Consider the following 18,586-nt stretch of genomic DNA (forward strand, 5'->3'; position numbering starts at 1 on the left):
GTTGGTGGGAAACTACCTGCGAGGATTGGTCGTTGCCACGCTGTTGTAATTCCGGTTTAGCTCAGTTGGTAGAGCATCTGACTGTTAATCAGGGTGTCGTCAGTTCGAGTCTGACAACCGGAGTTTTGTTTTGGAGAGTTGTCCGAGTGGCTGAAGGAGCATGATTGGAAATCATGTATACGGATTATTTCTGTATCAAGGGTTCAAATCCCTTACTCTCCGTTATTTGACTGACCCGTTGGTCAAGTGGTTAAGACACCGCCCTTTCACGGCGGTAACATGGGTTCAAATCCCGTACGGGTCATATTTTGGAAGTTTAGCTCAGTTGGGAGAGCGTCTGCCTTACAAGCAGAGGGTCACAGGTTCGAGCCCTGTAACTTCCATTGTTTCACCTAGTTCTAATCTTTATTTTTTATGAGACTGACCCGTTGGTCAAGTGGTTAAGACACCGCCCTTTCACGGCGGTAACATGGGTTCAAATCCCGTACGGGTCATATTTTGGAAGTTTAGCTCAGTTGGGAGAGCGTCTGCCTTACAAGCAGAGGGTCACAGGTTCGAGCCCTGTAACTTCCATATGTATCATCACTTTTTAAGCCCTTAGGGGCTTTTTTTATTTGAAATTAAAATAACTAGCCTTACTTTAGAGTAGTAGGGCTAGGGAAAGAAGAATTCTGATGAAATTGAACCAAGCAGATTGTTGAAAAATATTAGGTTTATAATGTTGAGTAATTCGAATAATCATAATCAAGAAGATACTAATCAAAAGGTTATTAAAAGAAACATATTCTAATAGGAATAGAGCTCCTAAAATTAAGGTTGGACAGAATACTCCTAAAATGATTCTTTTGACGAGGATTAGACTGAGAATAACAGTATTGATAGCTAAGATCATCATGACGAATTTGTAAGATAGAAAGTGAAAAATTGTGTAAATTAAGGGTAACGTAGTGAAAACGGGAATGATCAACTGCTGAATGATCGGAGTAAAGGGTCGATTTTTAGCTAGAAAGATTAATCCTAGTTGGCAAATTAAAAGGATTACTAAATGGTAATTAATCATCTTAGTCTTTAGAAAAATTAAAACCAGCATGGCTAAGAGAGTATAGATTAAATTGAAGTATTTATTAGGATGCAAGGGGGCGATTATTTCGTTATAAAAACCAAGCAAAAAAATCATGATTAGTGTTAAAGTGACATTGCGATCCCAAATAGCAGGATATTTTAAACTTAATAGCCAAGGATAGATGGCAATACTACTACAAAAAATTCCCAATTTAAACAGGGGTTGTCCTAATTTCATTAAATATCGCAGCCTTTTTAGTTTAATGCTTATATTGTATCCTAGAAGGCCGAGTGATTGAAGTATTTCTATAAGAGATCGTAAATTTTTAAAAGAGGCTAAGTTATGTTAGAAAAAACATTCTATAAAGAACTGTTAAAAAATTCTTTCGATATCCCAATTGCAGTAACTTATTGGGATCAAAAAACAGAGCAGTACGGTCAGGGAGATCCAGAAATTCATATTACTTTTCATGAAGCAATTCCGATTAAGAAAATCATGAATAATGCTTCTTTAGCCCTTGGGGAAGCTTACATGGATAAAAAAATTGAAATTGAGGGTAGTATTGAACAGTTAATTTTAGCAGCTTATCGTAACAAAGATAGTTTTCTCTACAATAAGAAACTTAAACGGATTATGCCGACAAGAAAGCATACCGAAAGTAAAAATCAAGAATATATTCAGGACCATTATGATTTAGGAAATGATTTTTATAAGTTATGGTTAGATGAGACGATGACTTATTCCTGTGCTTATTTCACTAAAGGTAATGAAGATTTAAAACAAGCTCAGATTGATAAAGTCCACCATATTTTACAAAAATTGAATTCTCAACCAGGACAAACTTTAGTTGATATTGGTTGTGGTTGGGGAACTTTGATGTTAACTGCTGCCAAGGAATACGGCTTAAAAGTAACAGGGATTACTTTAAGCTCGGAACAGTATAAATATGTAACTCAAAAAATTCAGGATCTGGGTTTAACTGATGTTGCAGAAGTTATCTTGACTGACTATCGTGAATTAGAGGGGCGCCAGTGGGACTATGTGGTTTCTGTAGGTATGTTTGAGCATGTAGGACAAGAAAACCTTCCAGGATATTTCCAAGATATTGCTAACTTCATGAAGCCCAATGGAGTAGCTTTGATTCATGGAATTACTCGCCAAGGTGTTGGGGCCTTAAACGCTTGGATTGATAAATGGATTTTCCCAGGTGGCTATATTCCCGGATTAAGTGAAAATATTGATAATGTTTTACACGCTAACTTACAAATCGGTGATCTAGAAATGTTACGCCGCCATTATCAAAAGACCTTGGAGATCTGGGAGCAAAACTTCCAAAAACATCTTCCAGAAGTGACAGCTATGATGGATGAACGTTTTACCCGAATGTGGGATTTATATTTGCAGGGTTGTGCTGCTTCTTTTGCTTCGGGAAATATTGATGTTGTGCAATATCTTTTAACCAAGGGCCCTTCAGGGCAAGGTTTACCTTTAACACGTGACTATATGTACTAATTAGTAGAAGTTAAAAATTAGGATATCGATTTGTTGCTTTTTATGATAGGATAGATAAGTTAAATAATTCCTGATGGGCATTTAATGTTACCTGTAACCGAATATAATATGTAGGGGGAAATAAATATGAATCAAGAAAGACATTTTTTTACTTCAGAATCGGTTTCTGAAGGTCATCCGGATAAAATGGCAGACCAAATTAGTGATGCCATTTTGGATGCCATTTTGGAGAAGGATCCACAAGCTCGCGTAGCTTGTGAGACAACCGTGACCACAGGTTTAGTGTTGGTCGCTGGTGAAATTAGCACCACAGCATATGTGGATATTCAACAGATTGTGCGCAATAAAATTCGCCAAATAGGCTATACTGATTCAGCTTATGGTTTTGATGCGGATACTTGTGCCGTTATTGTGGCATTGGACCAACAGTCACCGGATATCGCTTTGGGTGTTGATGAAGCACTTGAACAAAAAACAGGAGCTAGTGATGATCCTGCAGCGCAAATTGGTGCTGGTGATCAAGGATTAATGTTTGGTTATGCGACTAATGAAAATCCTGAAATGATGCCCTTGCCAATTTTACTGGCTCATAAATTAACTTATAAAGTAACTAAAGTGCGTAAGAATCGGGAATTAACTTATTTACGTCCAGATTCTAAGGCTCAAGTTACGGTGGAGTATGACGATAACTGGAAACCATTGAGAGTAGATACTGTGGTTTTGAGTAGCCAACATGATCCTGATGTTGATTTAGAAGATTTAAAACAAGATATTATTGAACATGTAATTAAGCAAGTTATTCCAGAACAGTTATTAGATGCAGATACTAAATTTTTAATTAACCCAACGGGCAGATTTGTGCTGGGAGGACCTAGCAGCGATACTGGATTAACTGGACGCAAGATTATTGTTGATACCTATGGTGGGTTTGCTCATCATGGTGGAGGTGCTTTTTCCGGAAAAGATGCCACAAAGGTTGATCGCTCTGCTAGTTATGCCGCTCGTTATGTAGCTAAGAATGTAGTTGCAGCAGGAATTGCCCAGCAAATTGAGATTCAATTAGCTTATGCAATTGGAGTTGCAGAACCAGTTTCAATTGCCGTTAATACCTTTGGCAGCAGTAACTATCGCGATGATCAAATCATTGCTGCTATTCGAGCTAACTTTGACTTACGTCCAGCGGGAATTATTAAGATGCTAGACTTGAAGCGACCAATCTATCAACAGACAGCTGCTTACGGTCATTTTGGCCGCGTAGATATTGACTTACCGTGGGAAAAGACTGATAAAGCAGAACAATTAAAAGAAACCATAGCAAAGTAGGTTTGATAAATGAACCGGGCACGGAAACAAACTAACGTTAAATTAGTCACTATTGCGGTTTTTATTGCTACTTTTATGACTGCCGTAGAAGGAACGATTGTTTCGACAGCAATGCCAACAATTGTTGGTGATTTGCACGGACTAAAGATTATGAACTGGGTTTTTTCCATTTATTTATTGATGGGAGCAGTGACGACCCCTATTTATGGAAAGCTGTCTGATCGTTATGGTCGCAAGCGTTTGTTAAATCTAGGTTTGTTGATCTTTGTAATCGGATCTTTCCTTTGTGGAATTTCTCAATCAATGGGACAGCTAATTGGCGCCCGCTTTATTCAAGGTTTAGGGGCCGGAGCAATTCAACCCTTAACTTATACGGTGCTAGCTGATATTTATCCGCTGGAAAAAAGAGCGGGAATGATTGGCTTAAACGGATCTGCTTGGGGAATTGCTTCAATTGTGGCTCCCTTATTGGGAGGATTCATTGTTGAACAATTAAGTTGGCATTGGATCTTTGTGATTAATATTCCCATCGGGATTATTACAATTTTACTGATTCAGGTCTTCTTACAGGAACGATTAACGGTTCGTCAGACTTCAATTGATTATGGCGGAATTAGTCTCTTAACGGCAATGTTAGTTTGTTTGATGCTTGGTCTGCAAAATCTCAGCAATCTGCGCAATTGGCCACAAAGTGTATTTTTATTAGCAATTGCAGGGATCGCACTTTGGTTCTTACTACGAGTTGAAAAAAAGCAGTCTGATCCAATTTTACCGCTACACTTATTTTCAAATCGGACTTTCGTAATTCAGAATCTCGATATTTTGTTGATTTCTGGTTTCTTGATTGGTCTGGAAACTTATTTGCCAATTTGGATGCAAAGTGTTTTGGGTCTGAATCCAGCCATGGGAGGATTTGCGATTACTCCTAGTTCCGTGGTTTGGCTAATTGGTTCTTTCATTTCAGGAAAATGGGTGGCTAAATACCCACCACATAAGATTACTAGTATTGCTTTAATGTTCTTGTTAACAGCCTGCTTAGTCTACTTATTCTTACCATTGAATACTCCATTTTTAGTTTTCTTATGCATCTCTGCTATTTATGGTTTTGGTTTTGGGGTTTCAATTACGACTTCAACAGTCACTGCGCAAAGTGTTGTTGATAAAACGGCAATTGGAACGGCCACGAGTTTTAATACTTTGGCACGTAATTTAGGTCAGACCTTAATGATTTCTATTTTGGGAATTGTGATGAATGTGAATTTGAGTCAGGGAGTTCAAAGTCATCCTCATTTAACGATGGCTATGTTGAATCAAATGATTAATCCAGCAACGGCAGGCCAGTTACCGCAAGATTATTTGCGAATTGCTCGCGGGATTGTTTATCAAGGACTTCATGCAATTTTCTTAGTTGGATTTATAGTCTTGGTGGCGACTTTTGTGATCAATCTGTTGGATCGGCATAGTCAAAGATTATTAGCGGAATACCAACGGGACTAATTCATTTTTGAAAAGTCTTTTATACCCCAGAAAAGGTTAAATTTTTAATCTTGCTGGGGTATTTATGTTCCTAAGTTTAAGTTGTAGATGCTGATTTCTCTTAATTATTTAAGCGCAAAGAATTATTTGCAATGTTTCTAGCGATAATAATTGAAGATTAGGGGTAATTTGAGATAGAATATTGGGATAGAATATATTGTATAGATTGAATTGAAATTGAAAAAGAGCAGGAAAAGTTTGTTGTTCGTATAAAGTGATTTAAATTCAGTTATTTACTTGATTTGTTCTGAAAAGTGAGTATATTTTTAATTGTGAGAATAATCTATATAACTATAGTTTGGGGGATGAATATTTTTGGTACATGTGTCGGATCCTTTATTTTTAAGCGTCGAAAAGAAATTTTTGAGTAAATCAAGCCGAAGAATAGAAAATTTAAAGCTAATGGGGACAATTGGTGCCGGTTTATTCGCAAGTTGTGTCTTATTTAATATGTCAACAACTGTGAAAGCTGATGACGTAGATCATCAGCCGGCAATTACTGTGGATAAAACTAATGATCCTAACAGTATTGTAACTTCTAATGGTTATGGGGATGCGGCTTTCTTAAATTATTTAGGTTTGTCTGCCCAAAAACTAGCTAATAACAATGGTTTATATGCTTCGGTGATGGTAGCGCAGGCTTTATTGGAAAGTGGCTGGGGAACTAGTTCTTTAGCACAAGCTCCTAATTATAATCTTTTTGGGATCAAGGGCTCATATCAAGGATCAGCCGTGAATTTCAGTACTCAAGAAGATAATGGTTCTGGTAGTTTATACACAATTAAGTCTAATTTTAGAAAGTATCCTTCATATAAGGAGTCTCTAGAAGACTATGTTCGTTTAATTAGAAGTAATGGTCGTACTTATTCTGGTGTTTGGCGACATAATGCCGATAGTTATAAAGTTGCAACCCAATTTTTAACCGGTCGCTATGCGACCGATACGACCTATAATCAAAAATTAAATAGTATTATTGAACGTTTTAATTTAACTCGTTTTGATCAAGCTCCGAGTGATGTTGATCCAGTGGTTGTTAATGTTCAAGCTAATGATCAGACTAAGGCCCAGCCAGCACTTTATAAGGTAGAAGCTAAGAATAGTAAGTCGCAGGATGCTTATCAAAATCTTCAGGCACCAATTATTGTTCAAAATGACTTCAGTCGTCACGATAGTGCAACAGCTGATCCAGATACGAAGGTGACAACTAGTCCGGTAGTGGATGAGACGACGGCTAAGTTAGTTCATGAAGATGAACAATATCAGAAGACGATCTCAGCTTCAGTTAACAATTCAGATAGGAAAGGTGAAGATGCAAATTCTTCCGCTAAACAACAAGTGGCAAATCCTCAACCGACGCCACAACCACAGCAGCCAGTTGTAAAACCAACTCCTGATAAACCGCAGACTCAACAGCCGACAGAACCCCAACAAAACGGGCAATCTGTCAATAAGCCTAGTGGACAGGATAACTCCAACTCCTCAAAGGTGGAAACTAAACCTCAAGCAGAAGCTGAAAATAAGCCGGTAACTGAAGATGGACCACTTCAGCCTCAAACCGAGCTAGAATCCATTTCTCCACTCTATAAAGTTACGGATTCCCTTAATAGCTCCTCAGCGACTGGAAAAAAGGCGGCTGTTAATTCCTTATATAAGATCAGTGGTAACTAATTAAAAATCAAAACTTGCACCGACTTGGATCTTAAATTATAATATCGTCATAACTATTAGTTAGGTGAAGATAAAGTAGTAGTTGTTTACCCCTTTTTAGAGAGTGGATCATGGCTGAAAATCCATAAGGGACGACAATGAACTTATTTTCTTCAACATATTATAGAATAATCACTTTTCCGGGGTATCGTTAACTACGTAAGTGCGCCATTAATTTAATGGTGAACCTAGGTGGTACCGCGGTAATTTCGTCCTATTGCAAGTTAAAGCAATGGGACTTTTTATTTAGGAGGAATTTTATGAGCTATAACCATAATGTAATCGAGAAAAAGTGGCAGGCTTATTGGGCAGAACATAAGACTTTTAAGACAACCAATGATCCCCAGAAAAAGAATTACTATGCTTTGGATATGTTTCCTTATCCTTCTGGGAAAGGACTGCATGTCGGCCATCCTGAAGGTTATACGGCTACGGATATCATTGCGCGGATGAAGCGGATGCAAGGTTATAATGTTTTACATCCAATGGGCTGGGATGCTTTTGGATTACCGGCAGAACAATATGCGATTAAAACCGGAAATAATCCACGTGATTTTACCCAAACAAACATCAATACTTTTAAACGTCAAATTAATTCTTTGGGCTTTTCCTATGATTGGGATCGGGAAATTAATACTACTGATCCGAATTATTACAAATGGACGCAATGGATTTTTGAGCAACTTTATAAAAAGGGCTTGGCGTATGAAGCTAAAATCCCGGTTAACTGGAGCCCTGACTTAGGAACAGTCGTTGCTAATGAAGAGATTATTAATGGGGTTACAGAACGGGGAGGATTCCCGGTTTACCGAAAACCAATGCGTCAGTGGATGCTTAAAATTACCGCTTATGCAGACCGCTTAATTGATGATTTGGATTTGGTTGATTGGCCCGAAAGTATTAAAGAAATGCAACGAAATTGGATTGGTCGTTCTTATGGGGCTAAGATTAAATTTCAAGTTGCCGATCAGGATGCCAGTTTTGAAATTTTTACCACTCGTCCAGATACAGTTTTTGGAATTACCTATATGGTTATGGCTCCCGAAAAAGAATTGGTTAACCAAATCGTAACCCCAGAACAAAAAGCTGCAGTTGTGGCTTATCAAGAAGAAGCTGCCCACAAGAGTGACTTAGCTCGGACAGATTTAAATAAGGATAAGACCGGCGTTTTCACGGGTGCTTACGCAATTAATCCCTTCAACGGTGAAAAAGTTCCTATCTGGATTTCGGATTATGTTTTGGCTAGTTATGGAACTGGAGCAATTATGGCGGTTCCGGCTCACGATGAACGGGATTATGCTTTCGCGAAGAAATTTGGCTTAAAAATTAAACCTGTCATCAAAAGTTCAACAAATGAAGAATTACCTTTTGTCGCAAATGGAAAACATATTAATTCAGAATTTTTAGATGGCTTGGACAATAAAGCGGCTATCGAAAAAGCTTTTGCAGTAATTGCTGAACGTCAAATCGGCAAGAAACAAACTAATTATCGTTTACGGGACTGGGTGTTTTCTCGCCAACGTTATTGGGGCGAACCGATTCCGGTTATTCATTGGGAAGACGGGACAACTAGTCTAGTTCCCGAATCAGAATTACCTCTACAATTACCGGCAGAAACTGATATTAAGCCTTCTGGAACAGTAGAAAGTCCCTTAGCTAATCTAACTGATTGGGTTAATGTCGTGGATGAAAACGGCCGCAAGGGCCGTCGTGAAACCAATACTATGCCGCAATGGGCTGGGAGCTCTTGGTATTTCTTACGCTTTGTCGATCCGCATAATGACCAAGCTCTGGCTGACTTTGAGAAGTTAAAAAAATGGTCGCCAGTTGATTTGTATATTGGGGGAGCAGAACACGCGGTTTTGCATTTACTGTATGCCCGGTTCTGGCATAAATTCTTGTACGATCTAGGTGTTGTGCCTACTCCTGAACCATTCCAAAAGCTCTTTAATCAGGGGATGATTCTCGGCGGGAACCATGAAAAAATGTCGAAATCAAAAGGAAATGTCGTTAATCCAGATGATGTTGTTGAAGAGTATGGGGCTGATACCTTACGACTGTATGAAATGTTCATGGGACCATTAGATGCTTCGATCTCTTGGAGTGAAGAGGGCTTAGCTGGTTCCTATCGTTTCTTAGAAAGAATTTGGCGGCTCTATATCAATAATGATGATGACAATACTCTTCGAAGTGATTTTATCGTTGATCGAGACAATCCAGAATTGAAGCAAGTCTATGGTGAAACGGTCAAGAAAGTTACTGATCATTTCCAAAAATTACAGTTTAATACGGCCATTTCGCAAATGATGATTTTCTCTAATGCGGTCAATAAGGCTGATTATTTCCCGCACCAATATGCGGAAGGTTTAGTAAAAATGTTGGCCCCAATTGTGCCGCACATGATGGAAGAGTTGTGGCAGAAGTTAGGTCACTCTGAGTCAATTACCTACGCTAGTTGGCCGACTTATGATGCTGCCGATTTAGTAGCTGATGAAGCAGAGATCATTTTGCAAGTAAATGGTAAATTACGCGATAAAGTAAAAGTCCCAGTAGGTACTAGTCAAGATGAGCTTGCTCAAATAGCTCTCAAACAAGAACGAGTCCAGCTATTCTTGAAAGATAAGGAAATCGTGAAGACAATTGTAGTTCCTGATAAAATCGTGAACTTTGTTGTCAAATAGGGGCTGTGAAATCGTTAGAAAGGAACCAAGCAATGCAAGGTAACGAGGACGGAACTTCTGATTTGAAACGGCCAACGAGTAAAACGTCGTTGATTAAGGGTTCAGTTTGGATGACAGCAGGGAGTATTTTTTCCCGGATCTTGGGAGCCATCTATATTATCCCTTGGAATATGTGGTTGGGAACCATTGTCACCGCTAGTCTAGCTAATTCTCTTTATATGAAAGGCTATAATTTATATAGTTGGTTTTTAGTTGTTTCTACGGCGGGGATTCCCGGGGCTATTTCCAAGCAGATTGCTCATTATAATTCTTTAAATGAGTATTCGACCGGGAATCGTTTATTTCGCCAAGGGCTAAAAATTATGTTCTGGACCGGTTTAGGTTCAGCAGCAATTATGTATTTTGGGGCCCCAATTATTGCAAATATTTTTGTTGGTGGTGATCAACAGGTTGTTCCGGTCCTTAAGGCTTTAGCCTGGGCCTTACTAGTTATTCCCCTAATTAGTATTATTCGCGGCTATTTTCAAGGTTACTCTCAGATGGCTCCATCGGCTATTTCGCAATTTGTGGAGCAGGTAGCTCGGGTTGTCTATATGTTGGGAGCAACGTATTTAATCATGCAGGTGCAACACGGAAGTTATGTTAGCGCCGTGGTCCAGTCAACTTTTGCCGCTTTCATCGGCGCACTCTTTAGTTTGGGAGTCTTGATGTGGTACTTTTTACGTCAATTACCGCGTTTACGAAAGCTGTCGCGGCAGAGCAAAGTCGTAGAAAACCGTGAAGAGCAAAATTTTCTAAAAGAAATTTGGGCCCAAGCTTTACCATTTATCATCCTAGATTCGGGAATTGTAACTTTCCAAATTTTTGATCAAGCGACGTTTAATGGAATGATGCATACTTTTTGGCCTTTGAGTAAAAATGTCTTGGATTCCTTGTATGCCTTGTTCGCTTTTAATGCCAATAAATTAATCATGATCACTATTTCCTTAGCAGCAGCGATGGCGGTTACGGCGGTTCCTTTACTATCGGCAGCCTTTTCGCAAAATGATCGTGATGAAATTCGCTCCCAGATTGCCAATACCATTCAGTTATTTTTACTTGTGATGATCCCTGCTTCTTTGGGGATGTATGCGGTCGCTAAACCTCTCTATATTTTGTTTTATCGTTATGATAAATTGGGTATCTATATTTTGCAGTTTAGTTCGATCGTTGCAATTTTGCTGGGATTGTTTACAGTCTTAGCTGCGGTCTTACAAGGACTTTATGAGAATAAAGCGGCGATTAAGTATTTCTTTATTGGTTTAATTGTGAAAATGATTCTCCAGTATCCTTTAGTGGGTCTTTTAAATGTTTACGGACCATTGATGGCAACTGCCATTGGGATGGGAGTTGCTTGTTGGTTGATGATTCGCTTACTCTGTCATAACTTTGGTTTTCAAGCTGATTCAACAATTAATCGGAGCTGCGGAATCTTTTGTCTATCCTTAGTTATGTTAATTGGCATCAGCTTGGTTAATTGGCTAGGTTATCTTTGGATTAATCCAGAGAATCGCTATTTATCTGTCCTGTGGCTAATTATCGAAGTGGTTTTGGGAATTATGATTTACGGTTATCTGATTCTTAAGACTCGCTTGGCTGAAAAAATTATCGGGGGGCGGATGGCTGGTCTCCGCCAGAAACTCAAAATTAAATAGCAGTAAAACCGCAATAGTATTAAGTTTCATGATTATAGATAATAAAAAAACAGCAAACTGAAAGAATCAAAATTTTCAGTTTGCTGTTTTTTAGTACGGTTAGGAGAATCAGATCGATATATCTGTTAGAAGTGAAGTAATTTGATCAGACGATCTAAAGAATTGATCCTATTATTGATCCTATTGCAGGTGGAAAAAATTAAATTTGAAAATTGTTTAGTCCAGATTGATTTCTGGGTAGGAAGTTTTATTTTTTAGGGAAAAAATCCTCCCAAATAGGGAGGACTACATAGATTAATTATCATATTCTGGTTCAATTGGAAAAATTGGAAGAGATACACCCAATTTATATAAGCTATCCATTAATTTTTTTTCTGTTATTTTTTTAAAAGATCATGTGGACTTTTAAACCAGTAATTAGAATTGGAATCTACAAAGACCATCGCTATACTAGCTCTCTCTCCACCAGCAGCTGAACCTCCTGCGTAAAGAGGTATCTTGATTTCCCTAGAGGTAGAATATCTATATACACAGTATAATTTGATATTAAGTTCATATTTAATAAGTTATCACTAGACCTATTACTAACAGAAAAAATATATATTTTATAAACTGGTGAGTCAGATATATTTTGAAGAACTGCTACCATTGGCATATTATCATAACGATTAAGTTCTTTCTTTTGCTTATAAATCCTATTTCCTAACTAACAAGAAATCTTAGATGCTTGTTGGCTTTCTAAAGTTTGCTGATTTATATTAGTTATTCGATAGGTTATATAAAAACCTGAAAAGACTATAATTACGCTTAAAATGCTTATAGTATCAGATATTCTAATTTCATTTTTAAATTTTATAATGCCAAACCTCGATAATATAATTAGTATAAAAACAAGTATAATAGTTGCTATTAGTGAAAGAATAATGGGTGTCTTAATGTTATTTTTATTCATTGACTTGAAACTCCTGTTTAAGCCATTCTGCTTTCTAATTAAGTACAACAGCTTACATATCTTATTATATAAAATACATAGGTAAAAGAGTAATAAACAGGTATAGATTGTAAAATTTTCTGTGTGGTTTCTGTGTGGTAGAACAAAAATGTGTGGTCCTTGTGTGGTATAATTTCACTAGCTTTGGTATAGGCTAAAAGAAAAGGAATACTGATTTAACAGTATTCCTTTGAATAGACCAATTGGTTGAATCTTGGTTAAAACGGGGTTATAATGCCGTTGACAGGAGTCGAACCTGCACATGGAAACCCATACAGCGACCTGAACGCTGCGCGTCTGCCAATTCCGCCACAACGGCTTTACAGATTAACATTATATCAAAGATCACTAAAAAAAGTAACTAAAGAAGTGGAAAATTATGGAAAAATTAACCGAAAATATTTTGACTCGGGTGATTACCCGGCGACCTTTAAAATCGCACAAGGGAACTTTTGGAAAGGTATTATTGGTAGCTGGAAGTGCAGAATTGACGGGAGCAGCAATTTTAAGTACGATGGCCTGTGTTTATACAGGAGCCGGATTGGTAACTTTAGCAACAGCGAGGGTAAACTTTAATGCAGTTCATACGCGAATCCCAGAAGCCATGGTTTTAGATTTGGATCAACCCCAGCAAGTATTGAAAATGGCCACTCAAGTGGATGTTCTTGCCGTGGGACCGGGGTTAGCAGCAACAGCCGCGAGTCGTAATTTGATCCAGAAACTGATCCTCCAGGCTCAGCCACAGCAGCAGCTGATTATTGATGCTACCGCCTTTACCTTATTGGCCGAGAAGCCACAAGTATTGAGCCAATGCGCTGCTTCGGTGGTGTTAACGCCTCATCCTGTTGAATGGCAGCGATTGACGGGCTTAAAGATTAATCAACAAACAGCGTCTGCAAACCAGCGAGCGCTAGATTCTTTTAGCAATGATCAGACGATTTTAGTTTTGAAGGGAGCGCCAACCCATCTATATCTTAGCCAACGAGCAGCAATTTACATTAATACCCTAGGAACTCCAGCAATGGCAACCGGAGGAATGGGAGACACGTTAACTGGGATTTTAGCCGGCTTTACAGCTCAGTTTGAGCATCACTGGGCAACAGCTGCTGCTGCCGTTTATTTGCATAGTTGGTTAGCTGAACAATTAGCGTTAACAAGCTACGTAGTTTTACCGACCCAAGTAATTCAAAAAATCCCGTGGGGAATGCAAAAATTCGCCCAACGGGATTAACGTTTATGATTTGAATTTTAGCTGATGCTGTCGGTGAAGATTTTGAAATCGTTGAATAAGAATCCGGAATAATGCCCAAAAATTAATTAGGATGATTGTTACAATGATGGATTTAATTTGTTTACCCAAATCTTCTAGATTACATCCGAGAGTATAGGCAATATTATTCAAAGCTTCATTTTGATTTTTACTGATAAAAGTGAAAAAGACAAATAAGAGTCCAATTTGGAGAATATTTAGAAAAATTAAGCTTGCTATTTTGAAAGCTTGTTTGAGTTTTATCAATTGATTTTCCCCCTGTCTGAACTGCCCCAAGCAGCAAACTTAACGGTATCGTTAATGTGATAAAGTGCGGAAATAGTAATGACAATATTATTGAGCCAATAGGCATAGAAGAAAATAACAATATACAAAGCACAGTAAGGTGGAAACTTAATTTTGGGATTATTACGATTAATAACTTTAGAAGTGATGTAAAAGATCAGGGTTAAGATAAAGTAAATGATAATAATATTAATATTGAAAAATAGATTTTTCAGACTCACAGCCATGAAAGAAATTGAAACGAAAGAATATAAAACACTAACAATCCATAAGTCGCTGACAATCATATCTAGAGCTAAGAAACGTTGACCACCACGCATACGGGGAATCAAGGAAAAGTGTTTTTTCAAAACTTCAGCACTCCCTCGAGCCCAACGAATTCGTTGTTTAATAAAGCCACGAATACTTTCGGGGACATAAATATGGCAGAGTGCTCGAGGATCATAACCGCAGCTACGATGATGATCGTAAAATTGCCAAGTTGCATCAATATCTTCGGTCATTGCCTCTGAACTCCAACCCCCTAATTCCCGTAAAGCTAGAACATCATAGATAGTTAGGACACCAGAAACGGTATTAATTTTATTAACAAAAAAAGATTGGGAACGTTTGATAAAGTCAATGTTAAGAGCGTATTCCATATATTGTAATTTACCGATAATACTTGAAACATTATGAACCAAAGGCCGTCCTGTGACTGCCGCTATCTTAGGGTCAGCGGTAATGGTTTGGGTTAAATAGAGTAATGCATCCGGATCAATTAAGGAATCAGCATCAACGCAGAGAATATAGTCGGACTGGCAATGTTTTAAGGCTACGTTCATAGCATTAGCTTTACCGTGGTTTGTTTTTAAAGCTAGAATAATAATATTGCTATATGTTTGTGCTAATTGCTGCATGATCTCTAAAGTATTATCAGTACTTTTATCGTTAATTAAAATTAATTTATAATTATTGTAGTTTAATTTCTCTAGATAATCGACACTTCGTTCCAGAATTTTTGCTTCATTAAAGCAAGACATAAATATTTCCACGGATGGCTGGACCGAATTTGCATCGGCTTGAGAGGTATTTTGTAATTGATGATTACTATAAATGGCCCCAAATAACCAAAGGAGAGACATACCTACCGGATAGAAGACAATAAACTGTTGTAACATTTATTCCAACTCCTTATTTCAGAGAATTAATTGGCTTTGAAATAGCCATAAATTAAAAAAATTTTGATGTTAGCTGTAGAAATTAGAGTTGGAAAGTCAATTTAAGAATTAGATTCAATGGATACTGATATTAATCGGTCTTGATCTCCGACTAAAGTAATCTTGAATTTCGGAGAAGAAAAAAATACCTTCACCTCCTTCTATTTACATAAAATAAACAAGTTAGAGGCGAAAGTATTGGAAAGTAAAGTAAATTCACATTTAAGACCGGCATTTTTTGTTGCTTCGGTTAATTAATGTTAAAATAATTAAGTTATCGTTTTTTTAATTATCTATTAATAAAAACTGCCATTATGAACTTCAGCAACACTATCGGTAAGAATAAAAGCATTTTGGTCAATCTTATAAATAATATTTAAAATGTTACGGTATTCTTGGGTTTCTGTAACTAGCATAAGCATTTCTTTAGGACGATTAGAATGACCGCCACGAACATCGAAAACCGTGCTTCCAGTATCAATCTGTTTATCCAGAGCTTTTTTAATGGCTTCCATCTGAGTTTCACTCATAATATAAACAACAAGTTTCTTGTCGAGCCCTGTTTGAATATAATTTAGGACAATAGTAGAAATTCCGACTGATAAAAGAGCTAAAAAGAATTGTTCGAATCCGGAAACGAAGATATTCCCTAGGCAAACAATCCCATCAATAGCGAATAAACTATTGGCATTTCGAATATGAAATAGTTTATTTAAAATCATCGGTGGGACGGTGGTTCCACCAGATGAAGAACCAACGCGATAAAGCATGGAAAGTCCTAGGCCAAATAAGATACTACCAATAATATCCGATAAAAGAGGATTTTTAATAATCATTGTATTGGGAGTAAGAGCCAAAAAAATAGGAAGAACAAAACTGCCAAAGGTAATTTTTGCAGTTGCCACGCGGTCAAGAAAGATTAAAGCTAGGATTAACATGAAGATATTAAAAATTAAGAGGGTGACAGCTAGAGGAAGCTTAAATAGTTCTTGCACTAAAATAGCAATCCCAGTAGCACCACCTGCGGCAATCGCGTGCGGTTCAAAAAACATGGAAACACTTAAAGCAATCAGTTCCAAACCGATTAAAATTTCGATGAGTCGAGTGAGATTCTTAAAGGATGAGGTGTTCATTATTTTCTGCATAGTTTAATTATGACAGAAATTTCAAAAAAAATCGACATTTATCTGGAGAAAGGTGTATAATGTATCAAGTATTGCGGATGTAGTTTAGTGGTAAAACTTCAGCTTCCCAAGCTGGCGTCGCGAGTTCGATTCTCGTCATCCGCTTAAAGTCTAAATTGCGTCTAGTACTCTTTAACGAGTACTAGACCTTTTTTATTTTTAGCTATTAGTAAGAAATCAGTAAATCCTTTTGATACACTACGTAATTTTAAAAAAGTCAAGGAACATTTTTTTGATAAATACTAAAAATAATTTATCTTTTCAAGTTGTTCAGACTCATCTAAACTGGGTGCTCATAAATAGTTATTGAAAAAATATTTATTTCAAATTATGGAACTAGCAGAAAGTTATGAGAATTTATGGATGAATTGCTATTCAGTTTATATGATCCAGAGATTAAGAGAATCATCCGAGTCTTAAATCAGCTTCAAGGTTTAAAAAAACGAACCAATTTGATCGACTTTTCCAATCAAGTTGCCTATTCAATTCCTAGTACGCTCAATTATTTGCGTAGTATTCAGCAGCGAATTCAAAATTTACATTTAGAGAAAGTTCAATTAAAGCTTAATTCTTATCATGAAATTAGCTGGCAATTGGGATCTTCACCACAGTACTGTTATTTAAAAAGTTCTTTTATCAATCAATGTTTAATGGTTAATTTAGGAAAACGGATTCTCTTAGGAGAAAAGGTTAATCGGCGTCAATTTATCGCCGCTAATTTTTTAACAGATAATACTTTTAAGCGGAAATTTGCACTTTTAAAACGTTTCTTTATGCACTATCAGCTTCAAGTTGTCTCGCATAATAATTATATTCAAGTTTATGGCGATGAATCGCTAACTAGAATTTTAGCGACTAACTATTTGGCTGAGGCTTATTCCTATCAAAAATGGCCCGAAGAATTAACTATTCCTCAGGCTAAGGTTGAATCTTTGTTAACTGCTTGTTTTCGGGGATTCGGTTTAGAGTTCCAACAAAATAAATTTTATAAAACTAAGTTGGCCTTAGCGGTACAGTTCTTAAGAATTGATCGAGGATATCTGGTTAAGCTTAGCTCCCAAATTCAAGCTAACTTTCCCTTAATCGAGTTATTGAAGGAAAGAGTTTTTAATTTTTCTGAACTAGACTTACCCTTTACCGAAGAAAACTATTTTATTGTAATTTTACTAGCTACAGATTATTTGTTCCAAACTTGTATTGGTCGACAGGCTCTCTATGTGATTCAGGGTTTCCCTAATCCTTTACAATCGTTCTTAAACTTTGTCCAAAATCGTCTGCAGGAGGTTGCAATTCGACCATTCTCAGAAACTAAGATCCAGATTTTAGTAATTAGTACTTACTTTAGTTTTTTACTTTCGGCAAAGGCAAAAGAAAAGAGAACTGATTCTCGCCAGCTGGTGTTCTCAGAGAGAAATCAACAATTAGCGGTTGACCTAGTCCAAGATATCCAAGAGAAATTTCCCGATTTAGTTGGAGCACAAACCAGAAATCTTGTAGGCACCTATTCTAAATTATTGAACTTAATTCAAATTCGTCCATTGGTGAAGGAGGTTTTGTGCTTAAAAATTCAAGGTACGGAATCACTTCTCGATGAATTAGGTTTTCAACAACGACTCCAGGAACAATTTTCGCGTTTCTATAAATTAAATTTTGCTAGCCAAGAGCCGGATTTAATTTTAATTTTAAGTGGTTACTATCAGGATTGGTCATATAATTTACAACAAAGAATTATTTATTGTCCGGCGAATCAACAATTATCAGTTCAAGGAGAGAAGGTTCTGCAAATGGCGTTTTTAGAAGCAATGCAGGCTAAACGACTATAACTATAAATAATTGAACTTTATTTAAGTAAAGACTACCTTTTTAATACGTAATTTTAAAAAGATAGTCTTTTGTTGTCTCTAAAGGCACCTAAGATTAGTAATATGGGTAATTATTAAAATACGGGATGGTTGAACTTAGGCGTCAATTATAAGTCGATAATATTAAAAAATAATTTGTATTTTGCGTGATAATAGGGACTTCTTAGTAAAAGTCGACTTCAATAGCTATGGCATAGAATACAGGTACAGGGGGAAATACCCCCCGGAAAAGAATTCGTTACTGCCAGTAATATAGATTAAATAATTTATCGACTTCAG

At 37.1% G+C, this 18,586-nt stretch carries 11 protein-coding genes and 8 tRNA genes; 15 read left to right on the forward strand and 4 right to left on the reverse strand.

The annotated features are described in order from the left end of the window. Positions 1-50: 50 nt before the first annotated feature. From HU830_RS06750 to HU830_RS06775, 6 genes are all read left to right on the forward strand, one after another. Positions 51-123 (forward strand) — tRNA-Asn (locus HU830_RS06750). Between the two features lie 9 nt (positions 124-132). Beyond that, positions 133-222 (forward strand) — tRNA-Ser (locus HU830_RS06755). Positions 223-232: 10 nt separating this feature from the next. Next, positions 233-304: transfer RNA gene (locus tag HU830_RS06760), tRNA-Glu, on the forward strand. Between the two features lie 6 nt (positions 305-310). Further along, positions 311-383, forward strand: a tRNA-Val gene (locus HU830_RS06765). A 39-nt stretch (positions 384-422) separates the two neighbouring features. Then, positions 423-494, forward strand: a tRNA-Glu gene (locus HU830_RS06770). A 6-nt stretch (positions 495-500) separates the two neighbouring features. Beyond that, a tRNA-Val gene (locus tag HU830_RS06775) sits at positions 501-573 on the forward strand. Between the two features lie 67 nt (positions 574-640). Here the strand turns inward: HU830_RS06775 and HU830_RS06780 are convergent. After that, positions 641-1,300: a hypothetical protein gene (locus HU830_RS06780; RefSeq protein ID WP_176943022.1), complete on the reverse strand. Its 660-nt coding sequence runs from the start codon at positions 1,298-1,300 to the stop codon at positions 641-643. 105 nt (positions 1,301-1,405) lie between these two features. Between HU830_RS06780 and HU830_RS06785 the strand changes: the two genes are divergently transcribed. The 6 genes from HU830_RS06785 to HU830_RS06810 all read left to right on the forward strand — a co-directional run bounded on the left by HU830_RS06785 (position 1,406) and on the right by HU830_RS06810 (position 11,516). Continuing rightward, the gene (locus HU830_RS06785) at positions 1,406-2,575 is read left to right on the forward strand and encodes an SAM-dependent methyltransferase (RefSeq protein ID WP_176943023.1); all 1,170 of its coding nucleotides are present in this window, start codon (positions 1,406-1,408) and stop codon (positions 2,573-2,575) included. A gap of 126 nt (positions 2,576-2,701) precedes the next feature. Beyond that, positions 2,702-3,898, forward strand: a complete 1,197-nt coding sequence (gene metK, locus HU830_RS06790) for a methionine adenosyltransferase (RefSeq protein ID WP_176943024.1) — start codon at positions 2,702-2,704, stop codon at positions 3,896-3,898. A gap of 9 nt (positions 3,899-3,907) precedes the next feature. Then, positions 3,908-5,395: an MDR family MFS transporter gene (locus HU830_RS06795; protein WP_176943025.1), complete on the forward strand. Its 1,488-nt coding sequence runs from the start codon at positions 3,908-3,910 to the stop codon at positions 5,393-5,395. A 441-nt stretch (positions 5,396-5,836) separates the two neighbouring features. Continuing rightward, on the forward strand, positions 5,837-7,102 hold the full coding sequence (locus HU830_RS06800; RefSeq protein ID WP_176943026.1) for a glycoside hydrolase family 73 protein: 1,266 nt from the start codon (positions 5,837-5,839) through the stop codon (positions 7,100-7,102). 299 nt (positions 7,103-7,401) lie between these two features. Then, positions 7,402-9,822 carry a leucine--tRNA ligase gene (leuS, locus tag HU830_RS06805; protein WP_176943027.1) on the forward strand — a complete coding sequence of 807 codons (2,421 nt, stop codon included), beginning with the start codon at positions 7,402-7,404 and terminating at the stop codon, positions 9,820-9,822. Between the two features lie 32 nt (positions 9,823-9,854). Then, the gene (locus tag HU830_RS06810) at positions 9,855-11,516 is read left to right on the forward strand and encodes a putative polysaccharide biosynthesis protein (protein ID WP_176943028.1); all 1,662 of its coding nucleotides are present in this window, start codon (positions 9,855-9,857) and stop codon (positions 11,514-11,516) included. 1,226 nt (positions 11,517-12,742) lie between these two features. Here HU830_RS06810 and HU830_RS06815 read toward each other — a convergent pair. Beyond that, a tRNA-Leu gene (locus HU830_RS06815) sits at positions 12,743-12,826 on the reverse strand. Positions 12,827-12,886: 60 nt separating this feature from the next. On the opposite strand from HU830_RS06815, the gene HU830_RS06820 reads away from it, so the two are divergent. After that, positions 12,887-13,738, forward strand: coding sequence for an NAD(P)H-hydrate dehydratase (locus HU830_RS06820; RefSeq protein WP_176943029.1), 852 nt, complete (start codon positions 12,887-12,889; stop codon positions 13,736-13,738). 281 nt (positions 13,739-14,019) lie between these two features. On the opposite strand, the gene HU830_RS06825 is transcribed toward HU830_RS06820, so the two are convergent. Continuing rightward, the gene (locus HU830_RS06825; RefSeq protein ID WP_228765869.1) at positions 14,020-15,222 is read right to left on the reverse strand and encodes a glycosyltransferase family 2 protein; all 1,203 of its coding nucleotides are present in this window, start codon (positions 15,220-15,222) and stop codon (positions 14,020-14,022) included. 335 nt (positions 15,223-15,557) lie between these two features. Then, positions 15,558-16,394 carry a YitT family protein gene (locus tag HU830_RS06830; RefSeq protein ID WP_176943030.1) on the reverse strand — a complete coding sequence of 279 codons (837 nt, stop codon included), beginning with the start codon at positions 16,392-16,394 and terminating at the stop codon, positions 15,558-15,560. A gap of 85 nt (positions 16,395-16,479) precedes the next feature. Here HU830_RS06830 and HU830_RS06835 point away from each other — a divergent pair. Further along, positions 16,480-16,550: transfer RNA gene (locus HU830_RS06835), tRNA-Gly, on the forward strand. A 254-nt stretch (positions 16,551-16,804) separates the two neighbouring features. Continuing rightward, the gene (locus HU830_RS06840) at positions 16,805-18,268 is read left to right on the forward strand and encodes a hypothetical protein (protein WP_176943031.1); all 1,464 of its coding nucleotides are present in this window, start codon (positions 16,805-16,807) and stop codon (positions 18,266-18,268) included. The last annotated feature ends 318 nt before the right edge of the window (positions 18,269-18,586 follow it).

This window comes from Bombilactobacillus apium (assembly GCF_013385145.1).
Taxonomy (GTDB): domain Bacteria; phylum Bacillota; class Bacilli; order Lactobacillales; family Lactobacillaceae; genus Bombilactobacillus; species Bombilactobacillus apium.